Here is a 1,909-nt window from a genome sequence, read left to right on the forward strand (position 1 = left end):
GAAACAAAGTGATCATAAACATATCCTGCAACAAACCCAAGTTTTTCTGCAGTCAGTGCAACTTTTTTTGAAAACAAAAATTGCTCACTAGGATTCTCGGTAGGAAATTCATCTAGCCACCCTTGTGGTAAAGTTAGTCCTATCTGGACTTTCATGCTATTTTCTTGTCTGTTGCGGTTCTACAATATTGTATTTTGATGTATAACCACGTGGGTTTATCATCAAATCTTTGTACAGGTAAGTCGAAGAGTTGCCAATTATTACTGTAGTTATCATGCCAAGCTTGTCATTGTGCTGTTCCATGTTTTCCAAGTCTGTTAGAACAACTTCTTCTGATTCTCGGTATGCCCCCTTTACAATTGCCACTGGTGTGTTTGGTTTTCTGTATTTTAGAAGAAGTTTTCTTGTATCTTGTAATTGATGAATTCTTTTCTTGCTTGCAGGATTGTATATTACAATAACAAAATCACCTTGAGCTGCTGCCTCTACTCTTTTTGTTATTATTTCCCAAGGAACAAGTAGATCACTCATGCTTACTACAGCAAAATCTGTCATAAGCGGCGAGCCAACTAGTGCCGCACAAGAATTAAGCGATGAAACCCCTGGAACTATCTCAACATGTAGACCAGCTTTTCTGTCCCATCCCTCTTCTGCCAAAATTTCATAAATCAAACCTGCCATTCCGTAGATTCCCGGATCTCCACTTGATACAAGTGAGACTATTTTTCCAGATTTTGCAAGATCAATGCACTGGTGTGCTCTTTCTACTTCTTGTGTCATTGCATATCTGTGGACCTCTTTTCCTCCGATTAGATCCTCGACCAGGTTGACATATGTCTCATAACCAACAATTGTATTGCTTTCCTCAATTGCTTGTTTTGCACGAAAAGTCATGTGGTCATGATGACCAGGCCCTACACCTACAATAAACAATTTACCGGTCATTCACACTAGGAGGTTTCCAAAGTAAATTTATCCGTTTTGATGATTTTATGGAGTTACAATGGGACAATCAAGAATGTAGTTCTTGTCAAGTACCATTGCATCTTGTATTGTAATATCTCCTGTTGATTTTTCATAATCAATGTCATTTTTATTTTCTAAAACTTTAGCATTCTTTGGATCATTCCAATTAATTATTGAAATTTTGCAGATTGGACTGTAAGCAGAATCTCCTGGTTGTGCACTAGAAATTCCTTCTTGATATCCAAATGGTCCTGCACCTTGCAATCCATTAGTAAAGTGATAGACATCCCTTGCTGACAAGCCAAGAAGTGAAAGTGAAGGAACATCTAGAATCTTCATTGTCTGTGCAGGTCCTTGAGGAGTGCCGGCAGTTATGATATAGTAAATAGTTTTTCCATCAGGCCCCCATCCCCTGTGTCCTACAAAGGTGGCGGTCATGTTATCTACACTCACGTCAAGGACTTGTCCATCAAGATATGATGTCTTGTCAGACAGTACCTTGTTTGTTCTCACATCTAGTGCGCCTCCATCCCAGATTACCTCCGGAGTATTCAGAATTGTATCAGTAACAGTCAGTTTTACCTTTCCTGTCATGTTTGCATCAAGAATTGCTTTTGTAGAATTGAGAATAAATGGTCCTCGCCCTACATTCCAGGATACTTCAATTACTTTGTTTAATGGGCTGTATTGCTTGTCAGTTGGTGTAAATGATAACACGTCATCTTGATATGCACGTGTTCCATTTCCATCAATTCCATTTGTAAAGATGAAGATGTTGCCGTATGATGTCACCGGTACATGAGCCAATACAGGTGATACTTGGACAGTCCAGTCTTGTTTGGTAGATATGGTATTTGCTNCCACGTGTTCCATTTCCGGTAATACCATTTGTAAAGATGAAGATGTTACCATATGATGTCACTGGTACATGAGCCAATACAGG

Annotated in this window: 1 protein-coding gene; it reads right to left on the minus strand. The window is 39.1% G+C overall.

Annotation, left to right across the window (positions count from 1 at the left end):
- Window positions 1-156: 156 nt before the first annotated feature.
- Window positions 157-945, minus strand: coding sequence for a precorrin-3B C(17)-methyltransferase (gene cobJ / locus DYY66_RS06920; protein WP_166287390.1), 789 nt, complete (start codon window positions 943-945; stop codon window positions 157-159).
- Window positions 946-1,909: the final 964 nt, after the last annotated feature.

Origin of the sequence: Candidatus Nitrosotalea sp. FS, from assembly GCF_011319475.1 — an archaeon.
Lineage (GTDB): Archaea > Thermoproteota > Nitrososphaeria > Nitrososphaerales > Nitrosopumilaceae > Nitrosotalea.

What these genes read in the sequence shown, in the direction of transcription:
- cobJ (WP_166287390.1), bottom strand. Translation starts at nt 945, where the DNA reads ATGACCGGTAAATTGTTTATTGTAGGTGTAGGGCCTGGTCATCATGAC.